The 21,077-nt window shown below is 55.5% G+C and carries 13 protein-coding genes; 11 read left to right on the plus strand and 2 right to left on the minus strand.

The window, feature by feature from the left end; all coding sequences use genetic code 11:
- Positions 1-417 precede the first annotated feature (417 nt).
- Genes HY913_21900 through HY913_21915 form a run of 4 tightly spaced genes read left to right on the plus strand, consistent with a single transcriptional unit; the run spans position 418 to position 5,503 of the window.
- Positions 418-1,431, plus strand: coding sequence for an ABC transporter substrate-binding protein (locus tag HY913_21900; protein MBI4965948.1), 1,014 nt, complete (start codon positions 418-420; stop codon positions 1,429-1,431).
- Positions 1,432-1,441: 10 nt separating this feature from the next.
- Entirely contained in the window at positions 1,442-2,944 is a 1,503-nt protein-coding gene (locus tag HY913_21905) for a HAMP domain-containing protein (protein ID MBI4965949.1), read from the plus strand.
- On the plus strand, positions 2,928-3,410 hold the full coding sequence (locus HY913_21910; GenBank protein ID MBI4965950.1) for a response regulator: 483 nt from the start codon (positions 2,928-2,930) through the stop codon (positions 3,408-3,410). Before HY913_21905 ends, HY913_21910 begins: the two co-directional genes overlap by 17 nt.
- Positions 3,392-5,503: a sigma 54-interacting transcriptional regulator gene (locus tag HY913_21915; GenBank protein MBI4965951.1), complete on the plus strand. Its 2,112-nt coding sequence runs from the start codon at positions 3,392-3,394 to the stop codon at positions 5,501-5,503. The genes HY913_21910 and HY913_21915 overlap by 19 nt, the downstream gene beginning before the upstream one ends.
- A 544-nt stretch (positions 5,504-6,047) precedes the next feature.
- On the opposite strand, the gene HY913_21920 is transcribed toward HY913_21915, so the two are convergent.
- Together HY913_21920 and HY913_21925 are read right to left on the minus strand one after the other, a co-directional pair.
- A complete protein-coding gene (locus HY913_21920; protein ID MBI4965952.1) occupies positions 6,048-7,631 on the minus strand; it encodes an FAD-dependent oxidoreductase in 1,584 nt (527 codons plus the stop codon).
- Positions 7,632-7,799: 168 nt separating this feature from the next.
- Positions 7,800-8,324 (minus strand): hypothetical protein, encoded by a 525-nt coding sequence (locus tag HY913_21925; GenBank protein MBI4965953.1) that lies wholly within the window; start codon positions 8,322-8,324, stop codon positions 7,800-7,802.
- Positions 8,325-8,510: 186 nt separating this feature from the next.
- On the opposite strand from HY913_21925, the gene HY913_21930 reads away from it, so the two are divergent.
- From HY913_21930 to HY913_21960, 7 genes are all read left to right on the plus strand, one after another.
- Entirely contained in the window at positions 8,511-8,972 is a 462-nt protein-coding gene (locus HY913_21930; protein ID MBI4965954.1) for a transcriptional repressor, read from the plus strand.
- Between the two features lie 311 nt (positions 8,973-9,283).
- Positions 9,284-10,687 carry a cytochrome B6 gene (locus HY913_21935; protein MBI4965955.1) on the plus strand — a complete coding sequence of 468 codons (1,404 nt, stop codon included), beginning with the start codon at positions 9,284-9,286 and terminating at the stop codon, positions 10,685-10,687.
- A gap of 41 nt (positions 10,688-10,728) precedes the next feature.
- Positions 10,729-12,936, plus strand: coding sequence for a catalase/peroxidase HPI (gene katG / locus HY913_21940; GenBank protein ID MBI4965956.1), 2,208 nt, complete (start codon positions 10,729-10,731; stop codon positions 12,934-12,936).
- 341 nt (positions 12,937-13,277) lie between these two features.
- Entirely contained in the window at positions 13,278-15,683 is a 2,406-nt protein-coding gene (locus HY913_21945) for a tetratricopeptide repeat protein (protein MBI4965957.1), read from the plus strand.
- Positions 15,684-15,841: 158 nt separating this feature from the next.
- Entirely contained in the window at positions 15,842-17,563 is a 1,722-nt protein-coding gene (locus HY913_21950; protein ID MBI4965958.1) for an arylsulfatase, read from the plus strand.
- Positions 17,564-17,799: 236 nt separating this feature from the next.
- Positions 17,800-19,107 carry a metallophosphoesterase gene (locus tag HY913_21955; GenBank protein ID MBI4965959.1) on the plus strand — a complete coding sequence of 436 codons (1,308 nt, stop codon included), beginning with the start codon at positions 17,800-17,802 and terminating at the stop codon, positions 19,105-19,107.
- A 272-nt stretch (positions 19,108-19,379) separates the two neighbouring features.
- A complete protein-coding gene (locus HY913_21960; GenBank protein ID MBI4965960.1) occupies positions 19,380-21,071 on the plus strand; it encodes an arylsulfatase in 1,692 nt (563 codons plus the stop codon).
- The last annotated feature ends 6 nt before the right edge of the window (positions 21,072-21,077 follow it).

Raw genomic sequence — 21,077 nt, forward strand, 5'->3', positions numbered from 1 at the left:
GTTCATGGGATGCCTCATCATGAGGAGGAGCTAAAGGCATGATCCGTTGCAGCAGAAAGTCTCCCCCGTAAGTCATCTATTTGAAAGCAAATTCGGATAGCGCTTGCACAGCGAAGCCTCTTCAAACAGTTTCAGTGTAACATCTTGAAATAACACGAAACATCGCCCCAGGTTTAAGCTTGACACCCCTCGCGGGGTGGCGTAAGATCGAGGGATCTGGCCTCTGCACTGACGCTGCAATTTCTTAATGTGATTTAGTGGGCTTTGCGTCGACATTCAAGAATTGAATAATGAGGTTATGCGGCAAACCTCGATAAAGAACTGGCCTCGAAGAGGTGCGGAGATCAGTCCGGATCGCCCTGCTAGGGGATAGAGACAAACCCAATTGATATTACACCAGGCATCGGGGCAAACCTCATGAGGGTCCCACCAAGAAGAATCGCGCCCTGGATAGTTGTTTTTTCCGCTCTGTGCCTTGTGGTGTTCCTGTTCCAGGTTTATCGGGAGCAGCCTCGGAGCGTCGATGGCCGGACGGAGGACCTTCGTTTAGGGATCTATCGGTATACTACGTCAGCGTTGCTGCTAATCGCTGAAGATCAAGGTTTGTTTGCCCGGAAGGGGCTCGACGTAAGCAACAAGCATTATGAATACGGAGTGCTGGCAATAAAAGACCTCTTGTCGGGCAACATTGACATCGCGGCTGCGACGGATTCTGTGGCGGCATGGAGTATTCTCCGAGGCTACGATCTGAAGATCCTGGCCGCGGTGGCCTCAGCCGATCTTCTCAGACTGGTTGGAAGGACCGACAGGGGAATTCGACATTGGTCAGACCTCAAAGGCAAGAAGGTCGGACTCACCAAAGGCACCGTGTCCGAGTTCTTTTTCGATCGAGCTTTGACATTCAACAAACTGACGCGTGACGATGTTGATTTGATACACCTCGACTCTCCCGCAATTGTGGACTCGATCACAAAAGGTGAGGTGGACGCGGTTGTTGTCTGGAGTCCTCTCGATGAACAGGCTCAGCAAGGGCTGGAGCACAAGGCTGTTTCCTGGTCGGTGCAGTATGGGCAGGACTACTATTGGGTGCTGCTCTGCAAAAGCGAACTGCTTCAACAACGCCCTCAAGCGATTGAGCGGCTGTTCGCGGCTTTGGCATTGGCTGAGGATCTCATGGCTTCCAATCAAGCTGAAGCTCAACAGATAGTGGCGCGGCAGCAGGCAGGTTCCCAGGGACCTGTTGACAAAATGTGGCCCTATCACAAATTGAGGGTTTCTTTGGATCAGCAAATGCTCGTCGCAATGGAAGATGCAGCAAGATGGCATATTCTTAGGGGCTACTCTAAAGGTAAGACACCGAATTTTCTCAATTTCATATATTTTGACGGACTGGAAGCGGCAAAACCCGGGACAGTTTCAATAGTTCATTAGGAACATGGTCATGAGTGTTAAGAACCGCTTGCTGATAAGCTCGGCGATTTGTCTGATCCTGGTTCTCGGAGCAGGGCTCATCGTTATATTCCAGTTCAATGCTGTAGAGGATCAACTGCATCGGTTGAGGACCAACTCCGCTATAGTCAGAAATGTGTTCAATCTCGACATCCTGGCGGACGACTACGCGAACTACAATGAAGAGCGCCCCGTGGTGCAGTGGAGGCTAACCCACGACACGCTACGGAAGCTCCTACAAGAGGCGGCTGAGAGAAACAGCCATCACCCCGGAATTTTGAATCGATTGATTGAGAATCATCGCGAGATAGACTCTACATTTTCCGATTTGGTAGGGCTCCACGAAAAGGACTCCTTCCCGCCGGAAGAGTCCCCGTTGAAGAAGGAAGTGGGACAGAAGTTGAAAGGCTTGCTCTCGGTAAAATTGCAGTCTATGGTTGATCACGCATCCCGTTTAGAGAGCGCCAGCCAAGCCAAATTGGCGCACAGCCAAAAAGTAGCCACTTTAACTATCATGGTTTTCGTTGCACTGATGGCAGGAATAGCAGTTGGAACTGGCATATACGTTTACAGGTTGATCATTGCTCCTCTCCAGAAATTGGCCGATGCAGCGGACGTCGTTGGCGCCGGGGTTCTCGATCGTGCTGTGGATGTGACTGGACCGGGGGAGTTGGGACATTTGGCGAAAGCCTTCAACAGGATGACTGCAAATTTGAAAAAGTCCTATGAGGAGCTGGGCGCAGAGGTGAGTCAGCGAAAGTTGGCAGAGAAGGTCTTGGCGAAACAGGCCGAAGAGCTGGCTCGCTCCAACAGAGAACTGGGCCAGTTTGCGTATGTGGCTTCTCACGACCTGCAGGAACCGCTGCGCAACGTAACGAACTGTGTGCAGTTGCTGGAACGTCGATACAAGGATCGAATCGGTCCGGACGCAGTGAAGTTGACTGATTTTGCAGCAGACTCCTGCTCAAGGATGAAGACCCTTATAGACGACTTGCTGGAGTTCTCTCGTGTCGGGACCAGAGGCAAGGCGCTGGAGCCCACTGATTGTGAATTGGTTTTGCGGCAGGCCCTTGCTAACATTGGGTCCCTGATTGACGAATCCCGTGCAGTCATAACCCATGATCCCATGCCCACGTTAAACGCCGATTCTACGCAACTGTCGCAACTGTTTCAGAACCTTGTTTCCAATGGCATCAAGTTTCGGGGCGAGGAGCCGCCGCGAATCCACGTTTCCGCTGAAAAGAACGATCATGAATGGCTATTTTCTGTCCGAGACAACGGCATCGGCATAGATCCTCAGTACAATGATCGAATATTTGTCATCTTTCAGCGCCTCCATGCAAAGTCGGATTTTCCCGGCAGTGGCATCGGGCTCGCAATTGCAAAAAAAATCGTGGAGCGACACGGCGGGCGCATATGGACGGAATCTGCGGGCAAGGGCGGCGCGATATTTTATTTCACCATACCAACCGGAGTGTATGAGAATGGCCACTGAGGGGAAGCTTGGAAAACTTGTCCACATTCTACTGGTGGAGGACAATCTCGTAGATGTAATGGTAACAAAGGAAGCGTTCGGCGAAGGCAAGGTGGCCAACCAAATTAGCGTAGTGAACGACGGCGTAGAAGCTATGGCATTTCTCCGACGTGAAGGAGAGTATGCAAACGCTCCCCGGCCTCACTTGATCTTGCTCGATCTAAACCTACCCAGAAAAGACGGCCGGGAGCTACTTGCTGAAATAAAGCAGGACCCAAACCTCAAACGTATACCCGTAATCGTTTTGACCACCTCGCAGGATGAACACGACATATGCAAGAGTTATGAACTCCATGCCAATTGCTTCGTCACCAAGCCGGTGACACTCAATGAATTCGTTTCCGTGGTGAAGGAAATCGAAGGCTTCTGGTTCCAGTTGGTGAAATTACCTCCGGATGGGGACAAGTTATGGATTCCCAAGAAGTGAAAATCCTCCTCGTGGAGGACAATCCTATCGACGCGGATGTGCTGCGCGAGCAGCTGTCCGATGTTGAGAGCCCTACATACGTCGTTTCTAATGTTCAGCGGCTTAGTGATGCTGTTGAGCGTTTGGCCGAGGAGCGCTTCGATTTAATACTCTTGGACCTCGGTTTGCCCGATTCACAGGGAATCGATACCTTCCTTCAGACCCAGAGGGCGGCCCAGGGCGTGCCGATCGTAGTCATGTCAGGCCTGGACGACGAGGTCCTGGCCGTGGAGGCGGTACGGACGGGCGCCCAGGACTATCTCGTTAAAGGCTTCGGCGATACCGGGCTCCTGATCCGGTCCTTGAACTATGCGGTTCAGCGCCAACAACTCATAACCGAGTTGGAACTGGGCAAGGAGAGGCTCAGCGCCCAGTACAAATGGATACCGGTGCCCACATATACCTGGGAGCACGTAGACGACGATTTCCTATTGATCGACTGCAACAATGCCGCTGAACGCGAAGCAGGAAGCCGCCTGCCCCTTGGCACCAAAGCCGGCGACGTTTTCAGGGCCGAACCGGAAATCCTTAGCGACTTTGCAAGGTGCTTTTCCGAGAAGACGACGTTCATGAGGGAGAAACTGCTGCAATTTAGCTTTGTCACAGGGAGCAGGTACCTGGAAATTACTTATGTATTTGTCCCGCCGAACCTGGTGATGATTCATGTTGAAGACGAGACCGATCGCAAGTTAGCCGAACAGGCCCTACGAGAGAGTGAAGAACGATTCCGGGCCATCTTCGAAAGTGCCCAGGATGCGATTTTCATCAAGGATCAGAATCTCAAGTATTCTCATGTGAACCCCGCATTCGGGAAACTTTACGGCCTGGAGCCGTCCGCGGTTATCGGCCGCCGCGCGGAAGAGCTGTTTGGCAAACAGGCGGGGAAACATATCACCGATATTGATCTCCGCGTGCTGGCCGGCGAAACGGTGGAGGAAGAGCACGCGGCACTGATCAATGGAGTTGAACGGACGTTTCACCATGTCAGCGTGCCTCTTCTCGATGTGTCGGGAACGATAATCGGCATGTGCGGCGTTTCCAGAGATGTGACCGAACGCCGGAGAGTATTGCCCATTCCTCGAGTTGCCGCGGACAAGTACAACTCCGACGCGATGCGAGCCGCGGTGCTTGAAGCACGCAAAGCTGCTGCAACCGACAGCATCGTTCTCCTTCTGGGCGAAAGTGGAAGCGGCAAAGACTACTTGGCGCGATGGATACACGAGCATTCCAAGCGAGCCGGCGGCCCCTATTTTTCGGTGAATTGCGCGGCAGTGGCTAAAGAACTGGCGGAGTCGGAACTTTTTGGGCACGAATCAGGCGCGTTCACCGGAGCGCGTGGCAGAAAACGAGGTTTGTTGGAATTAGCTGAAGGTGGCACTCTATTGCTAAACGAAATCGGCGAATTGCCGCTTCCGTTGCAGTCGAAACTGCTGACCTTTCTGGACACGCGATCTTTCCTCCGGGTTGGTGGAGAAAAGAACGTTCACGTTAACGCAAGACTTATCGCAGCAACTCATCGCGACCTGGAACAAGAGGTCGCGGAAGGCCGGTTCCTTTCACCACTGTTCTATCGTCTGAACGTTTTCACAATATCGGTGCCGCCTCTTCGCGAGAGAGTCCAAGACATCCCCTTGCTGGTCGATGAAATTATGTCGAAACTCGCGGAGGAAATGCAGCTCACGCATGTCCCCACCATAGATCTTGGCTCCATGCGCTCCCTGACTCAGTACACCTGGCCGGGAAATGTCAGGGAATTACGAAACGTCGTGGAACGAGCCCTTATGCTGTCGGATGGCGAATATCTTACCATTTCGTTACCGGCAGCGGGTGCCAATTCCTCCGATTGGTCGTATCATTTGCGATTCCAATCCAACCGGACACTCCACGATATGACCGATGAAGTAATACAGTGGCTTTGCGTTGAAGGTTTGCGTCGGACCGGGGGAAGCAAGAAAAAGGCAGCGTCGCTTCTCGGCATATCCCGCGACTCTTTGTACCGGTACATGAAGAGGTTCGGAATTGAGCGGGAAGGCGAAGATGATATGGACAACTAGGGTGCTGTGCCCCAAATAACTCATAGTGATTCTCAGAAGTCTTTTCCGAATGGAGTCGCACTGCTGGACAAGCCAGCAGTGGCACCCAAGCGACCATCCCTACTCTTCCAGAGCCGGATGAAAAAAGACAAAAATTTTGACAACCGTTATAACAGACGCCGGCAGGGAGAGACTCTCTCAAAATTCATGACCACGAGGATTACTTATGTAGGGGCGCTTCTCGGAGGCCGTCTCAAAAGTACCCTACGGCCTCCAATGGTGGCACGATGGCCTGTAGGGGCGGGGATAAACCCCGCCCCTACACTGGCTTTCTGCGCCGACAGGCAGTACGCCACGAGGTCCGTTCCCTACTGCGCGTGCAGGCAATTACAATCGTGCCGCGATTCCATACAACGTTCGACTTTTGAGACAGCCTCCGAGAAGCGCCCTGATTTCGGGCGGTTCACGAACTGCCCCTACTATAATGCGGTGGAGGTTCCGCGTCCTGCGGGATGCCCGCCTGATCATCCTTTGGAAGGCGAGTTGGTCTGGTGGCACATTCATCCTACTTCTTCAACAGAGCCACCAGGTCAACGGAATGGTTTCGCAGCTCTTCGGCGCTAGGCATTTTGCCCAGGCGCATCAATTCTTCAATAGCTGCCATTTCCTTTTCATGGTTGTTTCCGGCCGCTGCGACCACGCGGTTGTTACTCACATAAAACGCGATGAAGACCCTCGAAGAAACATCGCCGTGAACAATAATGTCGTCCCATTGCGTCGCATGCCCCACGTAGCGGAAGTATAGGTCGCCTTGAGTGGTCCAAAAGAAAGGAATACTCCTGTAAGGGACCTTCTTGCCCGCCATGTTGTGAGCGGCAATACGTCCTTGTTGTTGGGCGGTGCGCCAGTGTTCGATGCGCAGTTCCCGCCCTGAATAGTGCTCGGGAAATGTTGCAACGTCTCCCGCAGCGTAAACGTCTGCGCCGGCTCGGAAATACTCATCGACCTTCAGGCTGCCGTCGGACAGTAGGTCTATTCCCCGCAGAAACTCCGTGGCCGGTTTGACCCCGATGCCCACCACAACCAGGTCCGCCTGGATGCGCTCACCGCCCTCGAGCACAACCGCTTCCACTGTCTTGTCGCCTTCGATCTTGGCCACCCGTGAGTTTAGTTTGAATTCGACGCGGTTTTCTTCGTGCATTTTCTGGAACATTTGTCCGATTTCCTTGCCGAAAATCCCTTCGAATGGCACGGATTCCCCGGTGACCACGGTGACCGAAAGGTTACGTTGGCTGAGGCTGTAAGCGGTTTCGATCCCGATAAAGCCTCCACCGATAATGACCGCTTTGGAAGCGTGTTCGGCGGCTTGTACTATTGCCGTGGAATCCTCGAAACTCCTCAGCGTGAAAACATTGATTAAATCCGCGCCGGGCACATCCAATCTTCTTGGGACAGCTCCAGGGGCCAGAAGTAAGGAATCGTATTGCAGTTTGTCCCCGGGGGCAAGAAATAGGGTCTTGTTTGCCAAATCAACTGCCGTCACTTCCGTTTCGAGCATGACCTCGATGTCATATTTTGCGTAAAAACCCTTTGAACGCAGTGGTAGCGCGTCTTCGTCCGACTTGCCCTCAAGATATTCTTTACTCAATTGGGGGCGATCGTACGGAAGGCGATTCTCACGGGTTATCATGACCACGCGGCCCTTGAACCCGTCTTCGCGCAGGGTCTGAGCCGCGGCATTGCCGGCTGAACCCGCGCCGATTATGACGAAAGTCCTGTTGTCGCCTTGCGGGTCACCCTTGACCATGTCCGGCTTGCGACTCTGGACCATTTCTTCCGGTAGCAGCAGGACGAGATCATCTCCTTCGATCTCAAGGTCGTATCTGGGAACAGCATCCAGGGAGGGCGGCTCTTCCAAATCACCGGTCTTGGCATTGTAAGCCGCATGGTGCCACGGGCAGACTACCCTTTCTCCACTCAGCACACCATCGGCCAGATCTGCACCGTAATGAGGGCACACCGCTCCAATGGCATAGAATTCACCATCTATTTTGCTTATCAATATTTTGTCTTCCCCGACATCGAACGACTTCATTTCTCCTTCGCGAACATCATTTGTCTTCGCTATGGCAACTCTCCTCGCGCTCATTTGGCACTCCTTTCTTACCATGGAGAATCAACAATAATTTCCGGCCACCGAACACAAGAATAGATTCCGATGCATCGTGTTAATTAATGTGATCATTCGATCAAGCGTGGGAAAGATCCGTTTAGTTAGGGCCTTAAAAGCTACTATTACCTAGTCCGTTGTTCCGGCTCAATCGCAAAGGGTGAGTTCCTGTATCAATCTCTTTAACCGGAGCAACGAATCATTTGAGATCTTTGTAATTTCATATCCGGCTACATATTCCCCGAAGTCATCTTCAGTTTTGATCCAGCGGCAAACCGCATCGAAAGTGGCTTTGGTGCGGCCCCCGGCATGATCCGACACGACGGTGAAGGTCCTCACTTCCCCTATCTCGGCCATAATTCCTGTCACCTGGATGCCACTTTCCGTGACGTCGTTTACTTTGCCTTCCTTGCCGGGTGATTTCGCGTCGAAGACCGTCACATCGCGAAATATGTAGCACCGCGGGAGTGCACGCAGGTGCGGAAGGTCGTGCGAGGCCGTCTTCGTCATTAGCGCATGTCGTTGCCTCGCGATTTCTATGTCCCTGAGTTGCTCTAGAACGCTCATGTACTGGCCGGGCGTGATCTGGTATTTTTCCATTATGGGAACATCACCCAGCCCTTCCCGGATGTCATGCAGGATTTCTTTGACATGTAGCTTCACGCTTGTCATCGGCAGCCTCCTTTCCGGCCAGGTCAAAACAATTCCAGTATAACCTAAACCGCTTCCACGGTTAAGGGATTCCGTGAGGGGTTCCCTTGGGCGCTGATCGGCGGCGTCCGAAAAAGGAATTGACACCACGTCGAAATTGGCACTATCCTATCAGGTACTAATTGTTGCCAGCCAGGAATTGATACAATGGCCGTAAGTCCCGAAGAAGTAGAGCGCAGGATCGCTGCCTTTGCCGAGGCCTGCCGATCCGCGGGTATCAGAATGACCCATCAGCGGATGGAGATCTACAAAGAGGTTGCGGCAACAGAGGAGCATCCCGACGCAGAAACCATCTACACTCGGGTGCGCCGAAGAATCCCGGTCATTTCTCTGGACACGGTATACAGAACGCTCACGACCCTGGAAAAGCTCGGGGTTGTATCGAGAGTGTACGCGTTATGTGACCGGTCGCGTTTTGACGCTCACATGGCGCCACACCATCATTTTCTATGCATCGAATGCGGAATAATTCGCGATTTCTCGTTTGCGGATGCCGACGAGTTACGAATCCCCAAGGAGGTTCAATCCTGGGGAACCATGAAGTCTGTTCACGTGGAGGTCAGGGCGGCTTGCCTAAAATGCACGAATCGAAAGAAAGGCCGCCCTTGATCGTTGTCCAACAAGCAAAGCGGTGAGCGGACCTGGGCTCGTCCGAGCCACGGCCAAGGACATGATGAAAAGACCGGGAATTTTACCGTCGCAGCACAAACCGTGGGACCCTGATCCGGGAATGAACCCTTAAGACAGGCAAGATGGCATGAATACCTGCCTCCGAGCCAACAAGGAGGGGGTTGTTAATTTGGCGCCAGTTAGTAATAATTTGGACATGGCATCAATTCTTAATTAACCCGGACGCGTCCGTTCCAAAGCACGCGTCGCAACTAGCCAATTTTTAGGCCAAAAATGGGAGGGTACAATCAATGAAACGCAGTTCGACGAAATTGTTGTTGGCAACTTTGCTGGCCGCATGTTCTGTGGTGCTCGCCGCGGGGCTGCTCTGTGGGCAGGAACCAAAAAAGGCCAGCAGCTATTCGCCGGTGGTAATGACCGAGCCGCTTGATGCCAAAATGGCAAGAATGAAGACGGAAAAGCCTGCCATTATGAAACGCCAAATGGACCTGCTCAACAGCAGGTACGACTTGAGCGAGCGCCCGGCAAAAGGCGTGACCATGTTCAGAGGCAAGCCGATTCAGGAAGGTGTGAGGGTCAAGCTTCCGCAAGGCATGACATGGGAGAAATTGGCCACCATGACTCCCGAAGAAATTAAGGAAAAGAATGTCTTCCCTGACGGCTTCTTTCCTCTACCGCACCCGAACCATCCTGAAGGCGGAATGTTGTTTCCCAAGACCCATATTGATGAAATCAAGAAACAAGAGGCCAGGGACCTTACCCGTTTTGACCTGGACTTCGACATTCCCGCCCATTTTTTGCCCGAGACTCCGGCAGCCATCTTCTTGACTACTCGTGCGGACCTGGGCGACGTGTCTCAGGGCAAGCTCGTCACTATTGAGAACTACTTCGAGTTGTTTAACGGCATTCTGAACCCCAAGCAATTGGAGGGTTTAAGGCTTCTGGTGACGCCGTTTCCGCAACAGCAGTTCAACCAGACAGATGATCGCCGGTCTGAAAAGGCCAGCAGAGGCGTGACATGTTTTGACTGCCATGCAAACGGGAACACTAATGCAGGTACGCATCTGGTGGGAGATATTCGTCCGCAGGAACTTCGTCACAGACTGGATACACCGGCATTGCGCGGAGTCAATATCCAGCGCCTATTCGGTTCGCAACGAGCGATGAAGAGCGTAGAGGATTTCACAGAATTCGAGCAGCGCGCGGCTTATTTCGACGGGGACCCGGTTATTGCCACCAAGAAGGGCGTAAACATTCTGGAACGAGGCAGCCAGGTCCACTTCATGGCTGAGATGCAGAACATTTTGGACTTTCCTCCAGCCCCGAAGCTGGACATTTACGGTAAGCTGGACGCGAAGAAGGCGACTGAATCGGAAATGCGCGGACAGGAAGTATTTTTTGGCAAGGCGAAATGTGCCGTGTGCCACCCGGCGCCTTATTACACCGACAATCTGATGCACAACCTGAAAGCCGAACGCTTCTATAAGCCTCGAATGATAAATGGAAGGCTGGCTTCCGCGGACGGGCCGATCAAAACCTTTCCTCTCAGGGGCATCAAAGATACGCCTCCGTATCTCCATGATGGCAGACTGCTGACTCTGGAGGACACCGTTGAATTTTTCAACATTATTCAACAGCTCAACTTGACGCCACAGGAAAAGAAGGACCTCGTTCAATTCATGCTGGCACTGTGACGATGCTGACTTTCTTTCAGACAACGAAAGGAGCAAACTTTATGAATGAAGATAGCGGGTGCCCGGTAACGGGCGGAGCAAACAAACGAGCAACCGGCAGAGGCACGTTGAACCGGGACTGGTGGCCGAACCAGTTGAACCTCAAGATTCTTCATCAGAACTCTCACATGAGCAATCCGATGGGCGAGGAGTTCAACTACGCTGAGGAATTCAAGAAACTCGACCTGGAGGCCCTGAAGAAGGACCTCTATGCGCTGATGACCGACTCGCAGGACTGGTGGCCGGCCGATTTCGGTCACTACGGGCCGTTGTTCATTCGGATGGCGTGGCACAGCGCGGGTACCTACCGCATCGGCGACGGCAGCGGGGGCGCGGGATCCGGCACCCAACGCTTTGCGCCCCTCAACAGCTGGCCCGACAACGCGAACCTCGACAAGGCTCGCCGGCTGCTCTGGCCGATCAAGCAGAAATACGGCCGCAAGATCTCATGGGCCGACCTCATGATCCTCGCCGGCAATTGCGCGCTTGAGTCGATGGGTTTCAAGACCTTCGGCTTCGGCGGCGGGCGCGAGGATGTCTGGGAGCCGGATGAAACCTACTGGGGTGCCGAAAAAGAATGGCTGGCTACGAGCGACAAGCCCGGAAGCCGTTACACCGGCGACCGGGATCTGGAAAACCCCCTGGCGGCCGTGCAGATGGGCCTGATCTACGTCAACCCGGAAGGGCCGGACGGCAACCCGGATCCCTTCATGGCGGCCAAGGATATCCGTGAGATCTTCGCTCGCATGGCGATGAACGACGAGGAGACGGTGGCCCTCATCGCGGGCGGCCACGCGTTCGGCAAGACCCACGGCGCCGGTGATGCGAAACATGTTGGGCCTGAGCCCGAGGCCGCCGGCATCGAGGAGCAGGGCCTTGGCTGGAAGAGCAGCTTCGGCACGGGCAAAGGCGGCGACACGATCACCAGCGGCCTGGAAGTCATCTGGACCACCATGCCCACGAAGTGGAGCAACAACTTCTTCCAGAACCTATTCGGCTACGAATGGGAACTGACGAAGAGCCCGGCCGGTGCGCACCAGTGGAAGCCGAAGAATGGCGCAGGTGCCGATACCGTGCCGGATGCGCACGACCCGTCAAAGCGTCACGCGCCATCCATGCTGACCACGGACCTTGCCTTGAGGTTCGACCCTGTCTACGAAAAGATTTCAAGGCGCTTCTACGGGAACCCGGACCAGTTGGCAGACGCGTTCGCCCGCGCGTGGTTCAAGCTGACGCACCGCGACATGGGCCCGCGGCCACGTTATCTCGGCCCGGAGGTTCCGGCAGAAGAACTCATCTGGCAAGACCCGGTGCCCGCAGTCGATCATGAGCTGATCAACGCGCAGGACATCGCAAACCTCAAGGTCAAGATCCTTGCCTCGGGCCGGTCGATCTCGGAACTGGTCTCGACCGCCTGGGCGTCGGCATCCACGTTCCGTGGTTCCGACAAGCGCGGCGGTGCGAACGGGGCGCGTATTCGTCTTGCACCCCAAAAGGATTGGAAAGTCAACCAGCCTGCCCAACTGACGACTGTGCTGCAGACCCTTGAGGGAATCCAAAAGGAGTTCAACAGCGCGCAGTCAGGAGGGAAGAAGGTGTCGCTCGCCGACTTGATTGTCCTGGGTGGATGCGCAGGGGTCGAGCAAGCTGCCCGGAATGCCGGTCACAACCTGACCGTTCCCTTCACACCGGGACGCACGGATGCGTCGCAGGAGCAAACCGACGTGGAGTCATTCGCCGTGCTCGAACCGGCTGCAGACGGGTTCCGTAACTACCTCAAAACCAAGTACGCCGTATCGGCAGAGGAACTGCTGGTTGATCGTGCGCAACTGCTGACGCTGACCGCTCCTGAGATGACCGTTCTCGTTGGCGGTATGCGCGTCTTGAATGCCAACTTCGGACAGACCCGGCACGGCGTCTTCACCAAGCGGCCAGAGACACTAACTAATGACTTCTTCGTGAATCTGCTCGACATGAGCACGGCGTGGAAGGCAACCTCGGAAGACGAAAACATGTTCGAGGGTCGTGATCGCGCAACGGGCGAACTCAAGTGGACAGGCACCCGTGTCGACCTCATCTTCGGTTCGAACTCCCAGCTCCGGGCCTTGGCGGAAGTCTACGGATGTGAGGATTCTCAGGAGAAGTTCCTGCACGACTTTGTAGCGGTGTGGAACAAGGTGATGAACCTTGACCGCTTCGACCTCGCCTGATAGTCGCATAAACGTCTTGGAGGGCTTCTGAAGCGTATTTTGAACTGCAAATCGGATGATCGGGAGGCGATACCCGGTACGAATTATCTAACATCTGCAATTGCGAGCGCGTAGCCCGAAGCAATCTCCATTGGTGGGACAGGCTTGCAGCCTGTCTTCTAGAATGACCGGCAAGATGCCGGTCCCACCGAAAATGAGATTGCTTCGGGCTTATCGCCCTCGCAAGGACACCTTTCGGCAATATTATATCCTTTTTTGGCGAAGTGGTATGACTTGCCTCTGGATGCCGAATCTGTTAACCTATCCAAAATACTAATTGTTGTTGGTTCAGGGAGGGGTTTATGCAGAATTGGTACATCGGAATTGTTTTTGGTGTCATCCTCCTCGCTACTGTGGGCGTCTGGCAGGCGCAACACCACACCATAGCAAATGCCGGCTCCTCCTCCCCCCAGGCTACGACCCCGGATGGCTACACGGGGTCGGTCAGTTGCCGAAAATGCCACGAGAAATTCTACCAATTGTGGGCTCCTTCTCATCACGGGCTGGCAATGCAGCCATATACCGCTGAACTCGCCAAGAACCGGCTCACACCCCAAGAGCAAGATATCGTCATAGGAGACCGTCAATATCGCGCCGAATTCGGCGACGACGCGGGGTGGGTCATTGAACGAGGCCCCGGAGGCGAAAAGAAATTCCGGATAGACCATGCAATGGGGGGCAAGAACGTTTACTACTTCCTCACTACTCTGGATCGAGGTCGCCTCCAGACCCTTCCCGTGGCATACGACGTGAACAAGAAGGAATGGCTCGACATGGCTGCGAGCGGGGTGCGTCACTTTCCGGGTCAGACGGATGAACCGATAAACTGGAAGGACTGGCAGTACACCTTCAACACGGCCTGCTACGGCTGTCACGTGAGCCAGGTCTCCACAAACTATGATCTGAAAACGGACACATACCACACGGTCTGGCGGGAGCCGGGCATTAATTGTGAAACCTGCCACGGTCCCGCGGATGAACATATTCGCGTGTGCGAAGCCGCGCCGAAAGGGATCGTTCCCAAGGACCTGAAGATTACTCGAGGCGGTCGGGACTTCTCCAAGGAACAGAACAATGCGACGTGTTCGAGCTGCCATGCCAAAGCGACCGTGCTCACGGAGACCTTCCGACCCGGTGACAGATTCTTCGACCATTTCGGTCTTGTAACGCTCGAAAGCCCCGATTATTACCCCGATGGCCGTGACCTTGGAGAGAACTACACTTACACCTCCTGGCTTGTGAGCCCTTGCGTGAAATCAGGCAAGCTCGACTGCTTCCACTGCCATACTTCGAGCGGCCGGTACAAGTTCAAGGCCGAAGAAAAAGCCAACCAGGCCTGTATGCCGTGCCATCAAGACAAGGTCGGCAACCCGACTGAGCACACGCACCACAAAGCCGACAGTCCTGGCAACAAATGCATCTCTTGCCATATGCCGATGACGGAATTCGCTCGGATGCGCAGGAGCGACCATTCGATGCTTCCACCGACCCCGGCGGCAACCGCGGCCTTCAAGTCCCCTAACGCTTGCAACCTTTGCCACAACGACCAGACCACTGAATGGGCTGATGAATGGGTCCGCAAGTGGCGCAAACGAGATTATCAGACTGCAGTACTTCACCGGGCAGGACTGATCGATGCTGCACGCAAACGTGACTGGACCAAGCTGCCGGACATGCTCGACTACGTGACAAGCAAAGATCGGGACGAGGTCTTTGCCACGTCTCTTATCCGCCTTGTACCGGCTTCCGGGGACCCGCGAGCGGTACCGGCGCTGCTCAAGGCGATCAAGGACCCCTCGCCCCTTATGCGCTCTGCAGCTGCTCAGGCCCTGCAAAACGTTTCTACCGAAGAATCTGTTCTAGCGCTCGTTGAGGCTACCGGCGATGAGTACCGTCTTGTTCGAGTGCGCGCTGCGGCGTCGCTTGCCGGTTACCAAAACCTCCCGCTGACGGATGCGGACAAGAAAAGGGTCGAGGCCGCAAGCAAGGAGTATCTGGCTTCAATCCTGTCGCGGCCGGACCAGTGGGACTCCCACTACAACCTGGGCAACTACTACCTCGACCGCGGTGATTTCAAGCAGGCCGTTGCTTCTTATGACACGGCGCTCAAGATGGAGCCCCGTGGCGTACTCTCTATGGTCAACGCAGCGATGGCGTATGCTCGTATGGGAGAGAACCAAAAGGCCAATGACGCTTTGCAGAAGGCATTGAAAGTAGCCCCTGATAACGCTGCCGCGAATTTTAACATGGGCCTGCTCAAGGCCGAGGAGAATGATATTGTCACCGCGGAGAAGCACCTGAGAGCAGCCCTCAAGGCCGATTCTCAAATGGCTCAGGCAGCGTACAACCTTTCCGTCATCCTCTCCAAGGATCGGATAGACGAGGCTGTGGATTTATGCAGCAATGCCGCAGCAATGCGGCCTGACATGCCCAGGTATGCCGTTACGCTGGCCTTTTATCAACAACAGAAGGGAGACCTCCCGGGAGCTGCCAGCACACTGGACGGCCTCATTACAAGATACCCGGCCAATGCTGATGCCTACGTGCTCTTGGGTGGGATCTATGAGAAACAGGGGAAAAAGGCCGAGGCCGAAGGAGTGTACAACAAGGGACTGGCCGTGGCAGGCATGCCGGACCAGTACAAGATTCGCATGAAGGTGCGCCTGGAAGCCCTCAAGGGTGCGCCTCAAGACGAGCCAGAGAAGTGACTCGATCGAATACTTGATAAGCGTGAATTCTACAGGAAGGGGGTGAGTGAGGAAAAAAAAGTACAAGAACAAAGAACTGGTCGAATGTTCAGGTCCCTAGGAAATTGGTATCACGACCATGTTCTTGAGCAAACTTACTAAACGAAGGGGGAAGATTAATGGTACTAAGAAAAGGGCCAATCCTGTCGGCCTTTGCCGCAATTTGTCTTGTTCTGGCTTTGATGGCGGGCCCAACATTTGCCCAAGACAAGAAGCCAAACATTCTGTTTATCATGGGAGACGACATCGGCTGGATGCAGCCGGGCATCTACCATCGCGGGTTGATGGTCGGTGAGACTCCGAACATAGACCGGATCGGGAACGAGGGTGCGATCTTCATGACCTATTACGCTGAGCAGAGTTGCACCGCCGGGCGCAACGCCTTCTTCACGGGCATGAATCCGCTGCGCACGGGCATGATCCCGCCGCAGCTCCCGGGCAGCCCGTCCTATCTTCGGCCCGGCACCCCGGCGCTCGCCAAGTTCCTGCTGGATCTCGGCTACACCACTGGCGAGTTCGGCAAAAACCACCTGGGCGACCATGCGGATTCCCTGCCGACCGCCCACGGCTTCCAGGAATACTGGGGCTACCTGTACCACCTGGACGCCATGCAGGGGGTGAGCTTCCCCGATATCAACAAGACCCCCACTGAGCAGGCCATTTGTCCGCCTTGCAAGAACACGCCCATACCGGGAATCCCGGAGGTCGCGGGCGCAATTGACCCTAAAGACGGCGTGTGCCTGACGCCCCCGCGGCCGTGCCTCTGGTGCAAGTCCTCGGACGGCACGGCGAAGAACCAGACATGCAAGGACGAGGGCCCGCTGACACTCGAGCGTTCGAAGACGGTGGACGAGGAGATCTCGGCCAAGGTGATCGACTTCCTCGATCGCAACGACCCCAAGAAGACCAACAAGCCCTTCTTCGTCTGGTACAACCCGGCGCGCATGCACGTCACGACCGTACTGTCGGACAAGTACATGGCGATGGTGGCTGAGCCTGGCGGCAAGGATTGGGGTGTGAATGAAGCCGGCATGAAGCAGATGGACGACAACATCGGCTACGTGCTCAAGAAGCTCGAGGACATGGGCCAGCTCGACAATACCATCGTCGTCTTCACGACCGACAACGGCGCCGAGACCTTCACCTTCCCCGACGGCGGCACCACGCCCTTCAAGGGCTCCAAGATGAACACCTGGGAAGGCGGCATGCGCGCTCCGTGCGTCATGCGCTGGCCGGGTCACATTAAGCGGGGCACGGTCTTGGACGGGATCTTCGCGTCCCTGGACTGGCTTCCCACGTTCGTTGAGATCGCTGGTGGTCCTAAAGCCAATGAGTTAAAGGCGCAGATCGAAAAAGGGGCCTATAAAGGCATCGTCAAGACGACGCTGGACGGTGTTAATCAGATTGACTACCTGACGGGCAAGTCGGCAAAGTCCGCGCGCGACACCTTCTTCTACTATTCCAGCTCGCATCCGTCGGCGGTGCGCTACAAGAATTGGAAGATGTATTTCGCGATCGCGCCCGAAACCGCGACGGGCTTCAACGTTCCGGGAGTCCAGACCCAGTTCGCAGCCGGCGTGGTAAACCTCAAGCGCGATCCATTCGAGACGTCGATGGGGGGGGGCGAGGAGAAAAAAGCGAGTTTCTGGTTCAGCGGAGCGCTCGCCGGGCCGGTCACGGCTTGGATATACGACTGGAACCTGCTGCCCATCGGCCAGGCGCTGTGGCTCAAGGAGCTCGAGACCTACCAGAAGTACCCGCCGATGCAGGATCCGGCGAGCTACAACCTGGACCAGGTCATGGAACAGCTCAAGAAGGGGCAGGGCCACCCGTCCCAATAGTCGATCGCCAGCTTAGGATTGATAACGACGGTGGGCGGCTCGAAAACGGGCCGCCCTTCTGCTCGGAGGACGGAGCGTGGAGACGGCCCACGGATGTGGGCTGTCTCAGCCAGTCATAATGAGGCGATGCGAATACTCGAAAAATTCGCCCCATACACTATGGACCGCGCCAAGTATTAGGACACTTGAGTTGTGTAACAGGAAAACAATCTGGAGGCCCGAAGATGAGGTACGAAATGAAGATCAAGACTATCTTGCTCGCATTCGCTGCGATGCTGGCTCTTCAACTAGCCACGGCATTCGCGCAGCAGGTGCGGAACTCTACTGATTCCGGGTTTTCGTTCGCTGCTTACGGTGACTCACGAACGATGATGTACCTCCCGAGCAAGTCGGATCAAAATGAAGAGGCTACCAAGCTGATGGTCGAAATGTTCAACCTGGTACTTCCGGAGAAAATCGCGGAAGAGGTCGTCAGGAAGGATGTCAAGCTCACCTACGACCCGGCAACCGGTGAGCTGGTGCAGATCGTCATGCCGTTCATGACCCACAGCGAAGTCATGACAGTGACGGTGGACAAGGGCTGGGCCACCGAGGCGTCCGTCGAAGACGTGAAACTGCTTCCCGGAGTGCGCCGGACGATCTTCCGACTGATTGGCGGCGGCTGGGTTGCCCGCGAGCTCGTGAAGGCGGTCCAGAGTGGCCGGGCCAAGTTCGTGCTCAGCAGCGGGGACATTGTCTGGTGGGGAAGTCAAGGCCGCACGGTTTTCGACAGCCCCTACTGGAAGCGGGTGGACCAGACTCTGTTGAGCCAGTTGCCCGCCCCTGACGCCTCACTGCGCGCGGCTGGTCTCGACGGACGTTGGTTCCCGACCGTCGGCAATCATGAGGTGTGGGGGGATCCCAAGATCGAAGGCGTGCTGAGCGCAGTTCCATACCTGAAGAAGCTCGGCCTTTCGGCCGACCGGCTCGTCTACAAGTTTGATTACAACGGTGCGCGCTTCATCTACCTGTGGACCGGGGAGTACGACTATCGCTCACCCTCGGCGTGGGATGCCACCCGGCCCTCGTACGAAGAACAGATGAAGCAGTTGCGGCAGTGGCTGGATGAGGCCAAGTCTGCGGGCACCCGAAAGGTCTTTGTCACCTTCCACAACCCGGCCTTTTGCCGCTCCGGCATGGGCGCCATCCCTGAAGCTCAGAATCCCCACAAGGTTCTTGCCTCGTACGCGAAGGACTTGGAGATCGTCGTGTTCAACGGGCACGTGCACACGACCGAGCTTTACGAGGTGGACGGCGTGAAATATCTGCTGCTGGGCGGCGGCGGCGCGGAACAGGACCCGATTCTTCCCGGCCGAACGCACATCAAGGTTCCCGCGGACTACCCGCCGGATCTCTATTGGAAGGGTGAAGCCCCGAAGGAAGAGTACAACTACGTCCTCGTGGACGTCCAACCCGGACAGAAGACGAAATTTACACTCAATCGCTTCCGGCCGTGGTCGGCTGAACCGTTCGCGACCGTAGAGTTGTTCGGCTCGTCCAAATGAAGGCAGCCGTCCGGTGATTTGAGGTTCACGGCGCGCGGCTTGCCCTACTCGTGCTGCACGACAGGGCAAAGAAGCAGGGCTGGGTCGTCATCAGCATGAAGAACGACTGGAAGCGACTCTTCTCGTTCGAGCCATAGCGCTTAACAGGCAAGACGGACTAGTGGAATAATGCGAAAGAAAGGGGGACCACTACTAACCGAGCAAAGAAATTGAGACAGTCGGAATTGTGGCGATAAGGAATGGACACAACTTTTTTTGCAGGGAGGATGTTTATGAACACACTGAGGAACAGGACGTGGATTCTGCTGCTGACAGCCGTGCTGACGATCATATTCGTGAGCGCTGTCTTTGCCCAGCAACCCAAGGCGGCGGAGACGAAGAAACCCAACATTTTGTTCATTATGGGTGATGACATCGGTTGGTTCAACGTAGGGGCATACCACCGGGGCATGATGTCGGGCAAGACCCCGAATCTCGACAAGCTTGCGTCCCAAGGCATGATGTTCACCGACTACTACGCGGAGGCAAGCTGCACCGCGGGCCGCGCGAACTTCATTACCGGAGAACTGCCGATCCGGACCGGTTTGACGACCGTGGGTCAGGCCGGGGCAGACGTGGGACTGCCGGCCCAGGCGTGCACACTCGCCACCGCCCTTAAGGGCCAAGGCTACGTTACGGGGCAGTTCGGCAAGAACCACCTTGGCGACCTGAACAAGTTTCTACCGACCGTGCACGGCTTCGACGAGTTCTTCGGCTATCTGTACCACCTCGACGCCATGTCGGACCCGTACTGGTTCGACTATCCCCAGGACTGGGTGGACAAGTACGGGCCGCGTAATCTCGTGCATTGTTGGGCCACTGACGTGGATGACCCCACCGAGATGCCCCGCTGGGGTAAGGTCGGAAAGCAGAAAATCGTGGATGAGGGACCGTTGGCTCCCTTCCCCAACATGGCCGGCCGCCAGAACTGGCAGGAGGGCCGTAAGGCCAAGTACAACATGGAGACCTTCGATGAGGTGCTGGTCGAGACCACCAAGGGCTTCATGGACAAGGCCAAGAAAGAAGGAAAGCCTTTCTTCATCTGGCACAACACGACGCGTATGCATGTCTTTACGTACCTCTCACCGAAGTACCAGGCGCTCATGAATCCCAAGAGCAACTACGGGTTGGAAGAGGCAGGAATGGCCCAGTTGGACGATAGTATCGGCGCCCTCCTGAAGCACCTGGCAGACATCGGTGAGACCGACAACACCATCGTAGTATTCACCACCGACAACGGGGCAGAGGTGTTCACCTGGCCGGACGGTGGAATGACGCCGTTCAAGGCCACCAAAGGCACCGTCTTTGAAGGCGGCTTCCGCGCGCCTGCAATCATCCGCTGGCCGGGCAAGGTCAAACCGGGCACGGTGGAGAACGGCATCTTCTCCGGACTCGACTGGTTCCCCACGCTCGTGGCCGCGGCCGGCAACACCAATATAAAAGACCAACTCCTCAAAGGGGCGAAGCTCGGTGACCGCACGTACAAGAACCACCTCGACGGGTACAACCAGATGGACCTCTTGCTTGGCAAAGGGCCGTCGGCTCGTCATGAGATCTTCTACTTCGGCGGCCCCCACCTGGGCGCCATTCGTGTCGATGATTTCAAGTTCCAGTTCTTCCAGCAGCCACAGGGCTGGCCTGGGCCGAAAGTGACGACCGACATGCCCAGCATTGTGAACATCCGTCAGGATCCGTTCGAGCGGACGCCGTCAACTGGCGGCCAGAGCTTGAACGACCTTGGTGGCGGTTACATGAACGACTTCTTTGCGCGCGAGTTCTGGCGCTTCGTGATGGTTCAGGAATATGTGGGAAAACTAGCGAAGACTGCCCTGGAGTATCCACCGATGCAGGATCCGGCGACTTTCAATCTTGACGCCATAAAGAAAAAAATAGAGGAGGCGCTCCGGAATCAGCGAGGGCAATAGTCGAAC

Source organism: Desulfomonile tiedjei, from assembly GCA_016212925.1.
Classification (GTDB): Bacteria; Desulfobacterota; Desulfomonilia; order Desulfomonilales; family Desulfomonilaceae; genus JACRDF01.

Coding starts and splice junctions, on each gene's coding strand:
- HY913_21925 (MBI4965953.1), bottom strand. CDS start 8,324: ATGACAAGCGTGAAGCTACATGTCAAAGAAATCCTGCATGACATCCGG.
- HY913_21935 (MBI4965955.1), top strand. CDS start 9,284: ATGAAACGCAGTTCGACGAAATTGTTGTTGGCAACTTTGCTGGCCGCA.
- HY913_21955 (MBI4965959.1), top strand. CDS start 17,800: ATGAAGATCAAGACTATCTTGCTCGCATTCGCTGCGATGCTGGCTCTT.
- katG (MBI4965956.1), top strand. CDS start 10,729: ATGAATGAAGATAGCGGGTGCCCGGTAACGGGCGGAGCAAACAAACGA.
- HY913_21905 (MBI4965949.1), top strand. CDS start 1,442: ATGAGTGTTAAGAACCGCTTGCTGATAAGCTCGGCGATTTGTCTGATC.
- HY913_21920 (MBI4965952.1), bottom strand. CDS start 7,631: ATGAGCGCGAGGAGAGTTGCCATAGCGAAGACAAATGATGTTCGCGAA.
- HY913_21950 (MBI4965958.1), top strand. CDS start 15,842: ATGGTACTAAGAAAAGGGCCAATCCTGTCGGCCTTTGCCGCAATTTGT.
- HY913_21930 (MBI4965954.1), top strand. CDS start 8,511: ATGGCCGTAAGTCCCGAAGAAGTAGAGCGCAGGATCGCTGCCTTTGCC.
- HY913_21945 (MBI4965957.1), top strand. CDS start 13,278: ATGCAGAATTGGTACATCGGAATTGTTTTTGGTGTCATCCTCCTCGCT.
- HY913_21900 (MBI4965948.1), top strand. CDS start 418: ATGAGGGTCCCACCAAGAAGAATCGCGCCCTGGATAGTTGTTTTTTCC.
- HY913_21960 (MBI4965960.1), top strand. CDS start 19,380: ATGAACACACTGAGGAACAGGACGTGGATTCTGCTGCTGACAGCCGTG.
- HY913_21910 (MBI4965950.1), top strand. CDS start 2,928: ATGAGAATGGCCACTGAGGGGAAGCTTGGAAAACTTGTCCACATTCTA.
- HY913_21915 (MBI4965951.1), top strand. CDS start 3,392: ATGGATTCCCAAGAAGTGAAAATCCTCCTCGTGGAGGACAATCCTATC.